Source organism: Rhodococcus sp. WAY2 (assembly GCF_009859915.1).
GTDB lineage: Bacteria > Actinomycetota > Actinomycetes > Mycobacteriales > Mycobacteriaceae > Rhodococcus_F > Rhodococcus_F oxybenzonivorans.
The window spans coordinates 2,064,498-2,080,715 of sequence record NZ_CP046572.1 but is presented as its reverse complement, the minus strand read 5'-3'; the positions used below and the strand labels follow the sequence as shown (position 1 = coordinate 2,080,715).

Here is a 16,218-nt window from a genome sequence, read left to right as displayed (position 1 = left end):
AGGACACAGCCATGGTCACCTCTCGGCAAAGCCGGTCTACCGGAAGGTTCGCCGCAGCCCGCTCGCCCGCAGCACCCGGCGTTGCACTCCCGCCCGCACCGCCTCCTCCGTCCCGATGATCCGCACGTGCCGACGGGCCCGCGTGATTGCCGTGTACAGCAGTTCCCGGGTCAGCAGCGACGACTCCGCTCTCGGTAGCACCACGGACACTGTGTCGTACTGACTGCCCTGACTGCGGTGAATCGTCATGGCGTAGACGGTCTGCACCGCCGACAGGTGCGTGGGATGCAGAAGAAACGGTTCGTTACCGCGCGCGAAGGCGGCAACGAGTTCGTCGTCGGCGGTTCGCACGATCACCCCGGTGTCACCGTTGTAGATGCGCGTCTCGTGATCGTTGGCCGTGACCAGAAGCGGCTGACCGGGATACCAACGCTCGGGGTCCAGCCGCTCCCCTGAAGCCTCACCGATCCACTCCATGGCCTGCCGCGCCCACCACGCGACACCGTACGGACCCTCCCGGTGCGCACAGAGCAGGCGATGCGCCTCCGAAAGCTGCAGTGCCGCCGAGGCGTCGCCGCCCGACGCGGCCTCGGTGACACCCGCTGCAGTGTCGACCACGTCCTTCCGCAGCGCCCCGAGATCGTCGACGTCGTGGAACGACACCTCGGGGGCATCACTGCGCAGCAGATCCATCACGCGGTCCTCGTCCGCGTCTCGCACCGCGACAGCGAGTTGGGCGATGGCACCGCCGAAACGGCGGCCCCGGCTGAGCCGCACGACTCCCCCACGCAGCCGATCCCGTTCCGCCGCACTCAGCGCAGCCTCGTCCGGGTCGTCCGCCGCATCCAGGTCCTTCCCGACCAGACGTGCGAGTAGCGGATTCTCCTTCCCCGACATAGGTCGAGCCACCAGGTCGGCCAGCACCGCGCCCGCGTCGACGGACGTCAACTGGTCGGGATCGCCGACGAGCACGAGTTGTGTATCGGGACGAAGCGCCTCGAGGAGCCGGCACATCATGGTCAACGACACCATCGAGGTCTCGTCCACCACGATCACGTCGTAGGGCACATGATTGTCGGCGTTGTAGCGGAATCGGCTGCCCCGTCCGCGTTGCCAGCCCAGCATGCGGTGCAGCGTCATCGCTGTCAGATCGGGTGGCAAGCCCAGCTCGCCGGCCTGATCACGCACCGATTCCTGCAACCGCGCCGCCGCCTTGCCCGTGGGTGCGGCGAGGGCGATGCGTCGTGGTCGGTCGGTCTGCATCGACAGCAGGGCCAGCACGCGGGCCACGGTGTGCGTTTTTCCGGTACCCGGTCCTCCCACGATCACCGAGGTCCATTGGGTCGCGGCGACAGCGGCCGCGATCCGTTGCCGATCCGGCGGGGCCGAGGAGCCGGCCGGATCGTTCTGATCCCGGAACAGAGAGTCCAACCCGCGGCGTAGTGATGCCTCGTCGACGACGGGGTGCCCGGAAACGCGCTGGTCGAGGACGCGGCGGATCGTCTCCTCCTGCCGGAAATACCGGTCGAGGTAGAGCAATTCGCCTTCAGCGGTGTCGACCAGTCGCAGCGGTCGCAGCGGTCCGGCCGGTCCACCGACGACGAGCGGGCTGCGGCGCAGCGCCTCGATGACCGTGGAGTCGTCCGGCCACGGCAGATCGTCCAGGTCAACCTCGGACTCCTCGTCGACCGTCACTTCCCGAAGCCGAGTCAGATCTAGGCACACCGAGCCGGCCCGCACTGCCCGGACCGCGAGGGCGGTGGCCAGGTAGACGTCCGGCGACGTCTCCCCGGCGAGAGCGGACAACCGCAGCGCCACATGGACATCCGCAGCCGCGAGCACTCCTGCCTCGTTGAAGATCCGCAGCACACCCTTGCCGCGCTGGGCTACCCGGACGTCGGTCATGGCGTCGCCTCGATCCCGGACAACAGGTCGGACAGTTCGGTCACCAGCGCGGCCGGGGGCGTCCAGTCGAAGACCCCGCCTCCCGGCGGCGTGTCGGGCCCGACCATTCCGCGGACGAACAGATACTGCACGCCGGCGAGATGCAGGGCTGGGTCGTAGCCGGGCTGACGCCACCGCAAATAGCGATGCAGTGCAACCGAATACAACAGCGCCTGAAGCGGATAATGCGACCGGATCATCTCCGTGGCCATCCGCTCCCGCGTGTAATGGGCGGTGGTCAACTCACCCTGCGCCAGTCGATTCGTCTTGTAGTCGACGACGACGTAGCGAGGGCCGGGCAGCCGTATCACGGCATCGATACTGCCGGTGAGGTATCCACGCAACGGCGTGGGTTCCAGAGTGGTCACGGCATCCGCGTACGGCCGCAGCGGATCGTCGGCGGCAAGGTGGGTGCGCAACAGTCTGCCGACGCCGTCGAGCATCACCGTGATCGAGGGTGTGTCTCCGCCGGCGAGCGGAAGCTCGAATTCGAGTTCCGCGAGCAGGTCTGCCGGCGCAACCTCAGCGAGCGTCCGTGCCGCCGCGGATCCGAGGGGTGTGTGCAGTACGGGCAGCAGGGCGGCAGCGAGCCGCGCCGGATCGATCTCCGACATGGTCGAGGCGATCACGTCGTTGCAGCAGCGCACGAGTTCGGCTTCGAGGTCGGCGGCGGTGGTGTCGACGATTTCGAACACGGCGTGGACGAGGGTTCCGAACGTCGCGCCGCCGGGGAGGTCGTTCATCGTCGAGGCGATACCGGTGCCCCCGTCTTCCGGCGCGTGCAGCGGCGGCTCGTCTGGTTCGTCCGCTTTGACATCGACCTCCGCTTCACTGCCCACTGCCGAGCTTTCGTGCGCGGACGCAGTCAACGCCGAGTACGAGGTTCGCCGCCACCGAGTGTCGAGAAGGCGCTGGAACCGGGCGACCTCGAGGTCACCACCCGTCTCTTTGGGCGGTGACCACTGCGCGGGTGGCACCGCCTCTGAGCCGACGGGCTCGACGTGCACGGTGTCGGGGCCGCCGGCACCCCAGGCCGACAATCGATCGGCGACGACCGGGTCTTCCGGAACGTTCGCTTTCTGTGGCACGTCGCGCTGTCCCGGCGTGCGGCCGAGGATCATCCGGTGCAGGGGCGCACCCGCCGTCGAGAACGCGGGCGCCCACCACAGCACGAGTCCGCACATCGCCCGGGTGAGCGCAACATACAGCAGGCGAAGCTCCTCGCCCGCTTCTTCCGCGTCGTGCCTGCTTTTACGTTCCGCATAGCCCGGACTGTTCGGGCCTCCGACATCGAGGATGCGCCGCCCGTTCTCGTCGTGCAGCAGCAGCTTGTTCGGTTTCGGATTCTTCGCAGCATCCCATGCGTAGGGCAGGTAGACGAGGGGGAACTCGAGACCCTTACTGGCGTGGACGGTGGCGATCTGCACTGCCGCGGCGTCGCTGTCGAGACGCCGGCTGCGGTCGACGCCGCCGGACGACGGGTCCTTCATCCGTTCGGTGAGCCACCGGGTGATGGCGGTGAGTCCGAGGGACTGCTCCACGGCGGCGCCGTTGAGTAACTGCGCCACGTGGCGGAGATCAGTGAGGGCGCGCTCTCCGGCGGAGACGGCGAGCAGCCGCGCCTCGAGCCCTTTTATCGCCGCGAGGCGTTCGAAGAGGGCCGCGAAACCTGACAGCGCGAACACCGAGGCGAGTTCACGCAGCAACCCACCGACTTCGGCGACGATGTCGTCACCGCGGGCATCGAGTTCCTCCGCGGTGTGTCCGAGCAACGGTGTGAGGGCGGCGAGCCGGACGCGATCGGAACGGTGCGGTTGCTCGAGTGCCTGCAGAACCCACAGCCAGTGCTGCGCAGCGGGGGTGGTGAACACACTGGCTCCGCCTGCGAGGACCGACGGGACCCCGGCGCGGTCGAGGGCATCGTGCACCAGCGTGATCTGCGCGTTGGTCCGCACCAGAACGGCGATGTCGCCCGGTTGAACCGCCCGGGACACGCCGCCGATGTCGAGTGTGACACCGCCGTCGAGGGTGCGGACGATGTCTGCTGCGAGGTCGGCGGCTACCCGGTTGCGCAGCGGACCGACGGCGGGGTAGCCCGATCTGTTGATCGCACCCGCGCCGGTGCGAGGCAGGTAACGCAGACGCAGAGGTGCCGCCCCGGTGAGCCGCGACTTCGGCCGGGCGCCGTCCACCCGGTGCACCACGATGTCGGGATGGCCGAGGGCGGCTCCTCCGTGGAGGTACTCCAGTGCGTCGAGCAGTTCCTGATCGCTGCGCCAGTTGGTGACAAGTTCTTCGTGACTGTCGGCCGACTGGACTGCGTCGAGGTAGCTGAGTACCTCGGCTCCACGGAACGCATAGATCGCCTGCTTCGGATCACCGACGAGCACCAACGTTCCCGCGCGGTGCCGAGAAGCCTGACCGCCCCCGTGGAACGTTCTACCGAGGATGTCCCATTGCAGCGGATCGGTGTCCTGGAACTCGTCGACGAGGACGACGTCGTACCGGTCCCGCACTCGCCGGCAGGCGGCCTCACCGTGTTCGGGATGGGTGAGCACGCGATGGAGAAGTGCCGGCAGATCGTCGAAGTCACGCAGTCCCACAGCGCGTTTGCGACATTCCACCTCGGCACGCACCGCCTCGGCGAACGCAACCCGTTCGCCTGCGGGGGTGCCGCGCGCGTCTTCCGGTGCGAGCACGGCCTGGGGATCGAAGATGGCGGCCCGTGCGGCGGCGGTGGCCTCCGCCGGGGTGAACGGTGCGGACTCGGCGCGGCTGTAGGCGCTGAGGTAGAGGTCGTCGATCACCTCGGTGACGAGGTCGTCGGCGGCCTCGACTAGCACCGCGTCGGGGTCCCGCTCACCGGCGATGCCGAGGCCGTCGAGCATGCGCTGGCAGAAGCTGTGGGTGGTCACGATGGTGGCCGCATCGAAGTCGGACAGAGCCTGGAGAAGTCGTCGACGTCGCAGTGCCACCTCCTCGGGGTCGGCGTCGGCCAGATGCCGGATGACCTGGTCCTCGCCGCGGAGAGCTTGCCGAGGATCGGCCAATTCGGTTGCCGCACTGCGGAAGCGTTCCCGGGTGCGCTCGCGCAGTTCCTGGGTTGCCGCGCGGCTGAAGGTGACCAGCAGGAGTCGCGAGAGGTCGATTCCACCTTCGGCGACGAAGCGGGCGGCGAGTCCGACGATCGCGTAGGTTTTCCCCGTCCCAGCGCTGGCCTCGAGCACGGTCGTGCCCGACGGCAGCGGTCCGAGCAGATCGAAGCCTCGGGTGTCGGTCATGGCTGCGCCAGCGTCTCGGCCGCCAGCAGCGGCGCCCACAGTCTCCGGGCGTAGTCGTCGAACACCACCGAATCACCGAGAACGTTGATACTCGGCGAGGGTCCGTGAACATAGACGATGTGACGGTCTTTGGCATCCCCGAAGTCGCTGCTCCATTCCCGCCGCGCCGCCTCGATCGCATCCTCGACGCTGCTTCCGCCGTACCGCCGCTCCGCATAGGCCGCCGAGGCGCCGGTCGCGATCGGCAGCGGCGCATGCAACCCGAGGTCGCGGAGTTCGACGAGGCGAGTGAGCTGCTCGAGGGCGTCGGTCGGAGCGGTCATCGTGGAACGCCACGCGGGTCTGCTGTACGCGCCGCGGCCCGTGGTGACGGCCGACCATGCGCCGCCCTTGCACGACGCCGCGACTGCCAGCAGTTGCGCCCACGCGGCGAGGCGATGTTTCGGACCGAGCCGTGAATAGGTGGTGTTCGCGATCACCGAACCGTGGACGCCGCCGACGGTCCCGGTGAGACGCCGGCCGGAGCCGAGGTCGACGTCCACATCCACGGTCTGCGCGCGGCCCACATGGACGGGTGCGCTGACGGCGACGAGCGCCTCGACACCGTGTTCGATGGCCCCGAGCACCGACTCCCCCAGCTTGAACGGCGGCAGTGTGCCGCGGCGCCACTCGGCGGCGCGGAAATCGGCCGGCTCGGTTCCGGCGAGCCGCGCGACGAGCATCCGTTGTCCGAGATCCCACCGCGCGAGGGGGTCGGGCGCGATATCGAGTGCGTCGGCGATGTCCTCAGCCACCTCGGGAATGCGCAGACCCAGCCGTTGCCGGAGGAACGCCTGCGTGGGATGTACGAGGAAGGCGATGAGGTCTGCCAGGTCGACGTCTTCGGGCGGCGGCGCGGACAGCGGGTCCGGAAGGAAAGCCGGATTCGGCACGGAGGGAGACCGAGCCGCCCGAGCCCCGGCAAGGGCCACACGATCGAAGCTGAACGGATGCTCGGGCTCGAAGTTGCGCGCATCGAACGGCTGCAGGGGATGACGGGTGATCACCTGGCTCAACGCGTCGCCGCCGAGCGTGACGGCCACCGTGTCGAGCAACTCGGACAACGGGATCGCCGGCGGCCGCACCATACCGGTGACCGGGTCGGCGCCCGTGTAGAAGAGCAACAGTTTCTCACCGGCCGACATCACCGCGTCGAGGAGGAGTTGCCGATCCTCGCTGCGCGGATCACGTTCGCCGAGCAGAGGATTGCGGGCGAGAGCGTTGTCCCCGTCCACGCCGGCCGAACGGGGAAAAACCTCGTCGTCGAGCCCGAGGAGAACGACGACACGGTGCGGGACGGACCGCATCGGCACCATCGTGCACACCGTCAGTTCGCCGGTACGGAAGTTGGCCCGTGTGGGGCGTCCCGCCAGCCTGCCGGCGAGCATGGCGCGCACGTCCGACAGCCGCAGCACCATCTCTCCCCCGTGTTCCATCGCGGCGCCCAACTCGCGCCGCGCCTGCGCCGACTGCCAGGCGTCTGCCGCACCCACCTCCACGAGGAGGTCCAGAGCCCTGGCCAGCGCCCGCGACCACTCCGCCACCGATTGTGGCCCACCGAGTCCTCGCAGGGCGACGTCGAGGCGATCGACGAACTCGGCCAGCCTGCCGGTGAGGTCGATGTCGTTGCTGTCGACGTCATCGAGGGGCAGGGCCAGCGCGAGCCATTCGCTGTCCGACTCGTCGGCAGCGGCGCCCAGCAGAATCCGATCGAGTGCCGTCGTGAAGGTATTCTGCGGGAAGTCACCCAGGCCGTAGGCCGCGCGTTGACGTGGCCCGATCCCCCACCGCGCACCGGTGGTGGTAGCCCATTCCCGGATACGTTCGAGATCGTCGTCGTCGAAACGAAACTTCTTGCGCACCGGGACCGCGGCGGCGAGATCGAGTACCTGACTGGCGGTGACGCGGGAATCGGCCAGCCCCAGCAGCGTCGCGACCACCGCGAGCACCGGATTGGTCTGGTGCAGAGCACGATCGGCGAGACGTACCCGCAGCCGGTGTCCGGGATGCCCGAGGACGTCCTGGCCGAATGCGGCACGAATCAGCGGTGCGTAGGACTCGACGTCGGGGCACATCACCACGACATCGCGGGGTTCGAGGGTGGGGTCGTCCTGGAACAGATGAAGGAGGCACTCACGCAGGACCTCGACCTGGCGGGCCGGCCCGTGACAGGCGTGCACCTGCACGGAGTCGTCGGGATCCATCCCGGCATGCACCGGTGTCCGATCGTCCCGGATGTCGGTTTGCAGGCGACCCAGTAGCGTCTGCGGACCCGGTGGCGCGTCGTGGTGGACGTCGTCGAGGTCGAGGCGCACGAGGCGCGCTTCGAGTTCGCGGACGTCACGGGCCAGGCTCGAGAGGAGCGGGTGACGGACGGCGAGCGCACTCTGGTCGTCGGCGCGGGCAGTCACCTCCTGCGTTGTCATCAGAGTGGCCCACATGGCCGGACTCGGGTGCGGCAGCCACAGGTGTACGTCGCGGTGCGCGGCCAGTGCAGTAAGCACTGCAATCTGGTCGGTGGCGAGGCGGGTGGGCCCGAACAGCGAGAGGCGTTGCGGGAGATCCACGAGCCCGGGCTCGTCCCGCAGCCGGGAACAGGCGGAGTCGAGCCGTTCCGCGGGGCTCGGGGCGCCGATGCGTGTCCGTAGTCGACGCCACAGTTCGGCTTGCCACACGAGATCCTCGTCGAGCGCCCCACCGGTTCCGTCGATGTCGTGGCCACCCGCCCAGCCGACGAGCATCGCCGGCCGCTGGGCGGCATAACTCCGGAACAGTTCCACCAGGTGCGACGCCGTGGCGTACCGGCGACCCGGCCGGTGATCGTCTCGACCTTGCGCCGACAGGCCGGACCCGAGGTGTTTCGAGAGGACAGCGCACCAGGGTTCGTCGAGGCAACCGTCGACGACGTCGAGCAGCACCCACAGCAGTCGGGCGGGAGTCCACGGATCATCATCGGCGGACAGGCCGGTGGCCGCAGCGAGTGCGTCGTCGACCAGCCGTGTCGGGGACGGGAAGTCGATGTTCGCGGCCACACCGTCGCCGTTGTCTGCTCGCGCGCCCAGCACCGCCGAGAGCCGTTGCGTCAGCCAGCGCTCCACACCCTTCGCGGGAACCGCGATCACCTCGCGCGCGAACGGATCGGCAAGTGGAGTGGCGAGGACATCGCCCAGCGCTGCGGCGAGGGTGGTCGAACGCTCGGCACGATGCAGTACGAACACGCAACCACCCTCCTTCGCTCCCCACTCCGGTGTCGGGTCAGACTTACCACACAGCACCGACTCTCGTTGCGAAGCTGAGGCCGATATACGTTCCGGCGCATGCAACGCTTCCCTGTGGGAGCCTGGTTAGAGGGGTCCGACGGCGCAGCGGCCCCGGAAAGGTTCGCGGATGCAGACGTTCGTGCCCGACTCCGGCTTCGTGCGCAGTGCGAAGCTGCTCGACGACCGGCGCCTCGGAAAGCAGCGCGTCGAGACCTTCCAGATCCTGCGGGCCCTCGTCTGGCCGTCGTACGGCTGGAAGAATCATCCCGCGACGGCGATGTGGCGAGGTTTCACCCCCGCCCTGGTCGCCTATGGCGTCGCCATGTGCGGCGAGTGGGCCGCGCGAGGTCACACCGAGGCGCTCGCGCCGCAGCTCCTCGAGTACAGCGGTGGTCGCAACGACACCTTCGCCCACCTACGCGACCACGGACTGCTACCCCCTTGGCTCGGCAGAGCAGACGTGCACGCCAGCCATCGACGGGTCCTCGCCGAGAAGGCGCCGGACGCGTATCCCCCGCAGTGGCGCGGTGACGGCGGGTACGTGTGGCCGACCCCGGTGTACCCGCGGTGGCCGCTCCGCACCGCCGACCCGGCCGAGGTGCTGCCGCCGGTGCAGGCCGAAACCCTTGTCGAGGGCGCGGACAACTGGGATGTGCTGCGGCTGCTGCACCGCGGCGAATCCGTGTCGACCGAGACCGCCACGCCCTCGACGATCGTGGCGGCCAGCTTGGTACGTCCCGGCCTGACCGCGGTGATTCTGGACGCCGACCCGGTTCCGGACGACGAGGAACCGACTCCAGCCGCAATACAGGAGGTGGCGAAAGCGCCGACCCCGTCCATCGCCCGTCAGCCGACCCCCGAAGACCGCGAGGCGATGGAAGCCGAGGCAGCAGACCCCCACCGACTACGGTTCTTCCGCCGGGGTCAGCCGATTCCCGAGTCCGATCGGTACGGACTGGTGATCACGGTGTCGGACACAACCCCGGCAGAGCTGCAACGAGTACCCACTCTGGCGGTCAACGGCCGGGGCGAGCCTGGGTGAGGTGCGGCACCCACCCGTGTGTCGGCCACTTTTTCAGATTGACCTGTGCGGGCACGATCCGCTTGTTCACAAACTGTGCCTCGAGGTCGGGGTCGACGTCACCGGTGAACTTCCACAACTGCGCGTCACCCGGCCGAGCGACTCCGGACCACGATTTCGCCCGGTAGGCGGCGCGAACAATGTTGTCGGCGAACACGATCACCGGAATGTTCTCGCTGTTGCGGACGGCGGCACCGGCCGCCCACGGTCCACGGGCGCGCTCGTAGATGTCGTCCGGCGTCACTCCGCGCTCGGCGGCGCGCGGCACCTCGAGAAGCACGCAAGGTGTCGGCAGATTGGGCACGGGCTCAGCCGCGTACTGCAACACCAGGTCGTCGACGGGTACGGCGCGGTGCTCGCCGGCACCAGCGGCGAGGTTGGTGAGTACGGACCCTTCCAGCAGACCCAGAGCCCCGATCAGCCCATCACTGATGGCTTCCGCGACGTCACCGGTTGCGTTCAGCCGGTGCGCCACGATGTAGTGCTCCACCTCGTGGCCGGAGTCGTAGATTTCCCGGATGCGGGCGATCGTGGCCGCTGTCACCTCAGGGGCGTCCTTCTCGGAGTCTTCGAGCGTCTTCCTGTGCTCGTCCACGGCCAACGCCTCCCACACGTAGCCGTAGACCCGGGTACCCCGACCCTTCCCGACGTAGAAGACCGACCGGTTCCGTGGGTCGAGGAGTGCGTAGACGTAGGACCCGAGCTCGTCACCCACCCTTTTCGGAAACGGTTCCGGGGCGCGGCGGGTCTGATAGACCTCACGAAGGATCAGACGCAGCGCCGCCAGCTTCAGGGCAACCGGCACCCCACCGTCGATTCCGTCGAAGAGCGCGGTGGCCGCACCCTGCACCGACGAATAGGTGTGCCCGATGTTCCGTTGCAGCGACTTCGTGACGTCGGAGAACTGAGCGAACCGTACGAGGGGGTCGGGGGATGCGTTGTCCAGGTCGTTGGACGCGAGAAAGGCCTGGACCTCGGCGGAGTCGAGCCAGCGAGAAGTGATGTCGATCGGGATCGTCCAGACGGTAGCCATGTTCCCACCGTAAGGGAAAAGCGCGGTGAACAATGCCGTCGACGCTCTGCTGCCCGCGCGTCGACGAAGCCCTGCGGCGACGACGAGACGCCGCGGCGCGCGGCAATAGTGGCAAAACTCTGAGAAATCGGTTGCTTCGACGGCGAAGGGGCCGCCGAACCCCCACACTCGATAGTGAGACCGTCCCGCATCGAGAGCCCACAGCGAAGGGGTAAGCGAGTGTCGCTTCGAAGAATGACGGTGGCCGCAATGGCGATCGCCACAGCGCTGACCATGTCCGCATGCGGGTCGGACGATCCCGCCCCACCGAACACCACCACGACATCGGCAACTTCGACCGCCGAAACGTCGCCCCCACTCGAACTGCCCACAGCGGCCGAGCTCAACGAGTTGATGGAGAGGGGACTCGATCCTGCAACGCCCGTCGAGGAGAAGGTCGCAATGGTGGAAGGGTCCGAGCAGGATCCGAATCTGTTTGCTCAGGTAGCCGCGGCCGCGCAGCAGGCCGGTGCGCAGGTACAGGTTCTGGACCCCGTGATCGACAACGGTGACGGGAGCGCCAGCGCTCAGCTGCAGCTCACCATCAACGGACAGGTTCAGCAGAACAACCTTCCGGCGATTTTCGTACCGGGGCCGAACGGGACGTGGCGCTTGTCGAAGGCGACGGCGTGCTCGATCGTGGCCATCGCACAGCTCACCTCACCGGCATGCCCTGCCTGATCGTGCGAGCTCACACCGCTTCCAGGACCTCCCCGATCTCCTGAACAGCTCTGTTGTGCTGATCGGCGATCAGGATGTGCCCGGCCGCGATGGTCAGCGCAACCGGCCATTCGATGATTTCGACGGCCGCGAGGAGCCCGATCGCGGCGAAGAACGCCAACTGTTCGGGACGTGGGACGGGTACACGTCCGAGTACCGGTAACTGGACGGTGAAGCCGGACGCCTCCCGCACCCGTGCGACGGCGTCCCGGTGTGCGTCGCGGCTCGGTGTTTCTTCGGCCCTCGGTGTGTTGTCGGCCATAGTTCGCCTCCCTAGTCGGTGCTGTTCACCTGCCGGTCACGTTGATCGAGGACTGTGACCGATGTGTTGATATCTGCAGCCCGGACCGCTGTCGGTGCCGTCTCCGCCCCCGGCGACTTCTGGACCGGCGCGGTGACACGCGCGCTCACTCCCCCGTTGCACGAGGTGTATGCCGTATTGGTGAGGGCGGGCGTACTCGACATCGTCGACTGATCTCCCGCCAGCTTCGCCAGGATTCCCGGTGCGAATGCGGCGGCTGCGGTGGCGGCAGCCGCCGACCCCAGTGCCTGCGTCCACCCCACCGGACCGAGGGGTGTGCACCCGAGTAGCTGGCTGACGCCGGGCGTGCTCACCAGCACCGTCAGGGCGGCGAGCGAACCACCCGCTGTGAGCACCACCAACGGGCTGCGTGAATCGATGAGCGTTTGCCCGAGCTGCGTTCCGACCAATGCCACCAATCCCACGGTGGAGGCGCGGCGCTGCCTGCCCGTCAGACTCGCCATCGTCCACGCCGTCGTCGCACCCATTGCAGTCGCGGCACCGCGGATCGCGACTGTGCGCCACAAGGCCGCACTGTCGGGTCCGCGACCTTCTCCTCGCGCCTCCTCGTTGGGCGGACTCACCGCGAGCGCCGCCGCAGGCAAAGCATCCGTGAGGACATTCACCAGGAGCAGCTGACGCGCGGTCAGCGGCGACTTACCCGCAGTCGCGCTCCCGATCAGTGCAAACGCCACCTCACCGGCATTGCCGCCGAGGAGGACGGACACCCCCGCCTGAACGCGCCGCCACAGCTGCCGCCCTTCGTCCAGGGCGTCGAGCAGTGCGTCCACCCGGCCGTCGAGGAGGACCACATCGGCCGCACTGCGGGCCGGATCGCTGCCGCGAGAACTGACACCGATACCCACGCTGGCCGCGCGGATGGCCGCCGCATCATTGGCACCGTCCCCGACCATGGCGCACACCCGTCCGGCGCGCTCGAGAGTCTGCACCACCTGCACCTTGTTCTCCGGAGTCATCCGCGCGAACACGAGGCACTTCTCGACGGCCTCCTCCTGACCACGATGCGACAGGGTGTCCCAGTCGGAGCCGCTGATCACTTGCTCGGACGACACGGTCAATCCCAGTTCCTGTGCGATGGCGGTGGCAGTGACGGGATGGTCGCCGGTGAGGAGCCGCACCCCGACCTGCTGGCGTTCCAGTTCCGGCAGCAGCCCGGCAGCCTCCGGACGCGGTGTGTCCGCGATCCCCAGAAATCCGACGAGTTCGAGCCCACTGCTGCAGAGTTTCTCGAACACCGCACCGTCGTCGGCAGCGCGCCGGGCCTGGAACGCGGTGACGGTGCGCCGCGCGACGGCGATCACCCGAAGCCCGTCCGCGGCCATCGCGAGGACCCGGGATTGCACTTCGTCGTCGTCGATATCGGGGCATGCGGCCAGAACCGTCTCCGGTGCACCCTTGAGACACAGGTGTGTGCCGGACAGTGCCGCCGAATAGGGTCGTCCCGATCGAAACGGGAGGTACGACCACTGCGCCTCGTCGCCGCAGTCGAGCTGCTGGGCGGCCTCCGCGATGGCGACGTCGGTGGCATGGTCGGCCGGACGTCCGTCGGGCGTCACGGCACTACGCGCAGCGCACATCAGCAACTCGTCGTGGTCGACGGCAGGCTCGGGCACAACTCTGATGACACGGAGCCGGTTCTCGCTCAGCGTCCCCGTCTTGTCGAAGCACACGACGTCGACGCGGCCGAGTGCCTCCACCGAGCGCGGCGCTCGCACAAGAGCATTCGACTTGGTCAACCGGCGCGCCGCCGCCTGCTGCGCGAGAGTGGCGACCAACGGCAGCCCCTCGGGAACCGCCGCGACCGCGACCGCGACGCCGCTGGTGACCGCCTGACGCAGTCCCGTTCCGCGGAGGAAGCCGACCGCGGTGACGAGCGCCCCGCCCCCGACGCTGACCGGCAGCACCCGGTCGGTGAGGCTGCGCAGCTGAGCCTGCAAGCCGACGTGCGATGCACCGGTGGGACTGATCGCCCCGGCACGTCCCGCCTCCGTCGCCTCCCCCACGGCCGTGACGACCGCGGTGGCCGTTCCGGTGAGGACGGTGCTACCGCCGAACACCATGCAGGAGCGCTCGCTCAGCGGTGCACCGGGAGTCGGCGACGTCTGTTTCGGCACCGGCAGCGACTCCCCGGTGAGGGAGGATTCGTCGACCTCGACACCGGACACCTCGATCAACCGGCCGTCCGCGGGAACGACCTCTCCCGGACCGATCTCGATCACGTCACCGACTCGCAACCGCGAGGCCTCGACGCGCTCGCTGACGCCCTCCTCCGGGGATCCGCTCACCCGATGTGCAGGCGGATCACCCGCAGCGAGGAGCCGGCTCAGCAGTCGTTCCGCATGCAGTCGCTGCACGGCGGACAATGCCGCGTTCCCGGTCAGCACGGATCCCACGAGCACAGCGTCGATCGGCGAACCCAGCAGAGCGCTCGCCGCCGAACCGGTCGCGAGAATGGGTGTCAGCGGATCCGACAGTTCGGTGCGCATCGCGCGGCCGAAGTCCCAGACGAGCGCCACCGGCCAGGCCGCGAGACTGCTACCCCATTCGAGCGGTGCCAGCGCCCAGTCGAGCGCACGAGGGCGCGCACCGATGTCGCCGTCGCCTTCCTGAGTAGGAAGGAGTCGCCGCACTTCCTCGACAGGCATCTCGTGCCAGGCATGCACGGGGGCCGACGGCGGAACGGACGCCTTGATCACGCGCCGCGCCAGCGAGTGTCCCGTCCACAGGCCGGCCGCAGCACCGGCCGTGATCGGCCCCGGGCCCCGGCCGCGCACACCGGGAAGCATCAGGAGTGCGCCGAGCACCGATGCGGCCGTGGCGATCTCGACGCCGCGGCGGCTCGCGGTCCGCGCGTCGGGCAGTGCTCGGAGAATTCGCCACACCCCGGCGAGATCGTCGACGAGCACGTCCGCCGGCCACGGCGGGGCCGCACCGTCCACCAGGACTCCGATGCCGACATCAGCGGACGCCAGCGCGCTGGGCGCCCCCGCTGCCACCACTGCAACAGTCGCGCCCTCGGCCTGCAGATGAACGACCGCGTCGCGAAGATCGCGGTCGGGTGAACCGCGGAACTCGCCCGCGCCACTGCTGGGCTGGAGATCGTCGAATGCTGACCGGAGACTCCCGAGGGACTCCGTGTCCACGGAGACCACCGCGACTCCGGAGGTGCGTGCCTGCGCGAGCACCGCGGCCGCGAGCGGGTGATGAGCCGGTGTGACGAATACGGCCGCGTCCTCGTGCTCGCCTGCAGCGCCGAGATCACCCGGCAGGTCGGCCAGCAGGTGCCAGCCAGGCCCGAGCTCTTCGCGGTCGACGGCCGATCGCGCGGCTTCCCATACCTTGGTGCGATCGGCGTCGCGCACTCCGCGGATGCGACTGACACGCAGCTCCGCCGTCTGCAGAATCGACGGATCCATCACGACCGTATCTACCCGGTCGAGGCACCGGAGCGCACCGGGGCGCAACGTCAACGCGCCGTGGCGGTCCGCCAGACCACGTCCCAACGTGGCCGCGAATGTCTCGCGGGCGGTGCGGGTCGCCTTGGGGGCTGCGACCAGCACGGCGTCCCCTGCCCCGGCGGCACTGCGTGTCGCGACACCGACGGTGGCCGCGCCGACCAGCTGCGCAATAGCCGCGCGGTCGGCATGCCGTTCGACGGGACCGGATGTGCGGTCGGGTGGTTGCTGATGCGGGGCGGTGTGATCGGCAGCGTTCGCCGCCAGCTGAGGCTCCCGGCGGTGCCAGGCCTGCCGGGCAGACCACGCTTCGGCGGCGAGCGCCGACCGCAAACCCACGTCCACAGCGAGGGACGACGGCGCCTGGCGAATGACATCGCTGAGTGCCTGGGCCGTGGCCAGGACGAGTTCTGCCGCATCCGGCCCCAACCGGTCTTCGACGATTTTTCGCAGTCGCGGCTGATAGTTCACGGCCGTGACCACCGTGGTCAATGCCGAACCGGGCACCTGGGGAAGACGCAGGGCGCGGCCCGCGACGGCCACAGCCAGGCCGGTGGTGACCGCCGCCAGAGCGAGACAGCTCTCGGCGAGCGTCACATCGTCGCCCGGCAGTTCCGACGGATGGTCGCGATCGTCGCCGGTTCGCGCCCGCTTCTCGGCGGTGGACACGATGGCGCTCAGCTCCTCGACCGACGGGCCACCCTCGCCGTGGGACACGATCAGCCGGGACAACGGGCGGTTGAGCTGCACGCTCTGAACGCCGGTAGTGGCGCGGACCGCGTCGAGTACCTCGGCGGCCACGTCGTCGCCGCGGTGACTGTCGAGTCCTCGAACCTCTATCCAGACCCGGCCACGCCCGGCACTGGTGCGGCGTGCCGGCGTTCCGCCCACCGCCTCGGCGGCGATCGACGTCGCGACCCGAGCGGTGGTCGTCATCAGATCGGCCGCGACGGCGCCGCTGTGCGTCACCACACCCACCCCGAAACCGACGCTGCGTACCGGTACGGACGCGGCGGCGGCGAGATATCGACGTAAACCCACGTC

General features: G+C 68.8%; 8 protein-coding genes. 2 read left to right on the top strand and 6 right to left on the bottom strand.

Annotated elements, in window-relative coordinates; translation table 11 throughout:
* Nucleotides 1-36: 36 nt before the first annotated feature.
* The 3 genes from recD to recC are packed head-to-tail and all read right to left on the bottom strand — an operon-like array spanning nucleotide 37 to nucleotide 8,482.
* The gene (recD, locus tag GFS60_RS09710; RefSeq protein ID WP_159920770.1) at nucleotides 37-1,905 is read right to left on the bottom strand and encodes an exodeoxyribonuclease V subunit alpha; all 1,869 of its coding nucleotides are present in this window, start codon (nucleotides 1,903-1,905) and stop codon (nucleotides 37-39) included.
* Nucleotides 1,902-5,225 carry a UvrD-helicase domain-containing protein gene (locus tag GFS60_RS09705; RefSeq protein WP_159920768.1) on the bottom strand — a complete coding sequence of 1,108 codons (3,324 nt, stop codon included), beginning with the start codon at nucleotides 5,223-5,225 and terminating at the stop codon, nucleotides 1,902-1,904. Before GFS60_RS09705 ends, recD begins: the two co-directional genes overlap by 4 nt.
* The gene (gene recC / locus GFS60_RS09700; RefSeq protein WP_159920766.1) at nucleotides 5,222-8,482 is read right to left on the bottom strand and encodes an exodeoxyribonuclease V subunit gamma; all 3,261 of its coding nucleotides are present in this window, start codon (nucleotides 8,480-8,482) and stop codon (nucleotides 5,222-5,224) included. The genes GFS60_RS09705 and recC overlap by 4 nt, the downstream gene beginning before the upstream one ends.
* Before the next feature lie 169 nt (nucleotides 8,483-8,651).
* Here recC and GFS60_RS09695 point away from each other — a divergent pair, with 169 nt between their 5' ends.
* Entirely contained in the window at nucleotides 8,652-9,566 is a 915-nt protein-coding gene (locus tag GFS60_RS09695; protein WP_159920764.1) for an MSMEG_6728 family protein, read from the top strand.
* Here GFS60_RS09695 and GFS60_RS09690 read toward each other — a convergent pair.
* Complete coding sequence (locus GFS60_RS09690; RefSeq protein WP_159920762.1) at nucleotides 9,541-10,638, bottom strand: GIY-YIG nuclease family protein; 1,098 nt, start codon at nucleotides 10,636-10,638, stop codon at nucleotides 9,541-9,543. The genes GFS60_RS09695 and GFS60_RS09690 overlap by 26 nt on opposite strands.
* Nucleotides 10,639-10,887: 249 nt before the next feature.
* On the opposite strand from GFS60_RS09690, the gene GFS60_RS09685 reads away from it, so the two are divergent.
* Nucleotides 10,888-11,358: a hypothetical protein gene (locus GFS60_RS09685; RefSeq protein WP_284707852.1), complete on the top strand. Its 471-nt coding sequence runs from the start codon at nucleotides 10,888-10,890 to the stop codon at nucleotides 11,356-11,358.
* 10 nt (nucleotides 11,359-11,368) lie between these two features.
* On the opposite strand, the gene GFS60_RS09680 is transcribed toward GFS60_RS09685, so the two are convergent.
* Nucleotides 11,369-11,659 carry a hypothetical protein gene (locus tag GFS60_RS09680; protein ID WP_159920758.1) on the bottom strand — a complete coding sequence of 97 codons (291 nt, stop codon included), beginning with the start codon at nucleotides 11,657-11,659 and terminating at the stop codon, nucleotides 11,369-11,371.
* An 11-nt stretch (nucleotides 11,660-11,670) separates the two neighbouring features.
* Nucleotides 11,671-16,215 carry a cation-translocating P-type ATPase gene (locus GFS60_RS09675; protein WP_159920756.1) on the bottom strand — a complete coding sequence of 1,515 codons (4,545 nt, stop codon included), beginning with the start codon at nucleotides 16,213-16,215 and terminating at the stop codon, nucleotides 11,671-11,673.
* Nucleotides 16,216-16,218 lie beyond the last annotated feature (3 nt).

Bases quoted from the DNA above. Each gene is read 5' to 3' on its own strand.
- recD (WP_159920770.1), bottom strand. From the start codon at position 1,905: ATGACCGACGTCCGGGTAGCCCAGCGCGGCAAGGGTGTGCTGCGGATC.
- GFS60_RS09705 (WP_159920768.1), bottom strand. From the start codon at position 5,225: ATGACCGACACCCGAGGCTTCGATCTGCTCGGACCGCTGCCGTCGGGC.
- GFS60_RS09695 (WP_159920764.1), top strand. From the start codon at position 8,652: ATGCAGACGTTCGTGCCCGACTCCGGCTTCGTGCGCAGTGCGAAGCTG.
- GFS60_RS09690 (WP_159920762.1), bottom strand. From the start codon at position 10,638: ATGGCTACCGTCTGGACGATCCCGATCGACATCACTTCTCGCTGGCTC.
- GFS60_RS09685 (WP_284707852.1), top strand. From the start codon at position 10,888: ATGGCGATCGCCACAGCGCTGACCATGTCCGCATGCGGGTCGGACGAT.
- GFS60_RS09680 (WP_159920758.1), bottom strand. From the start codon at position 11,659: ATGGCCGACAACACACCGAGGGCCGAAGAAACACCGAGCCGCGACGCA.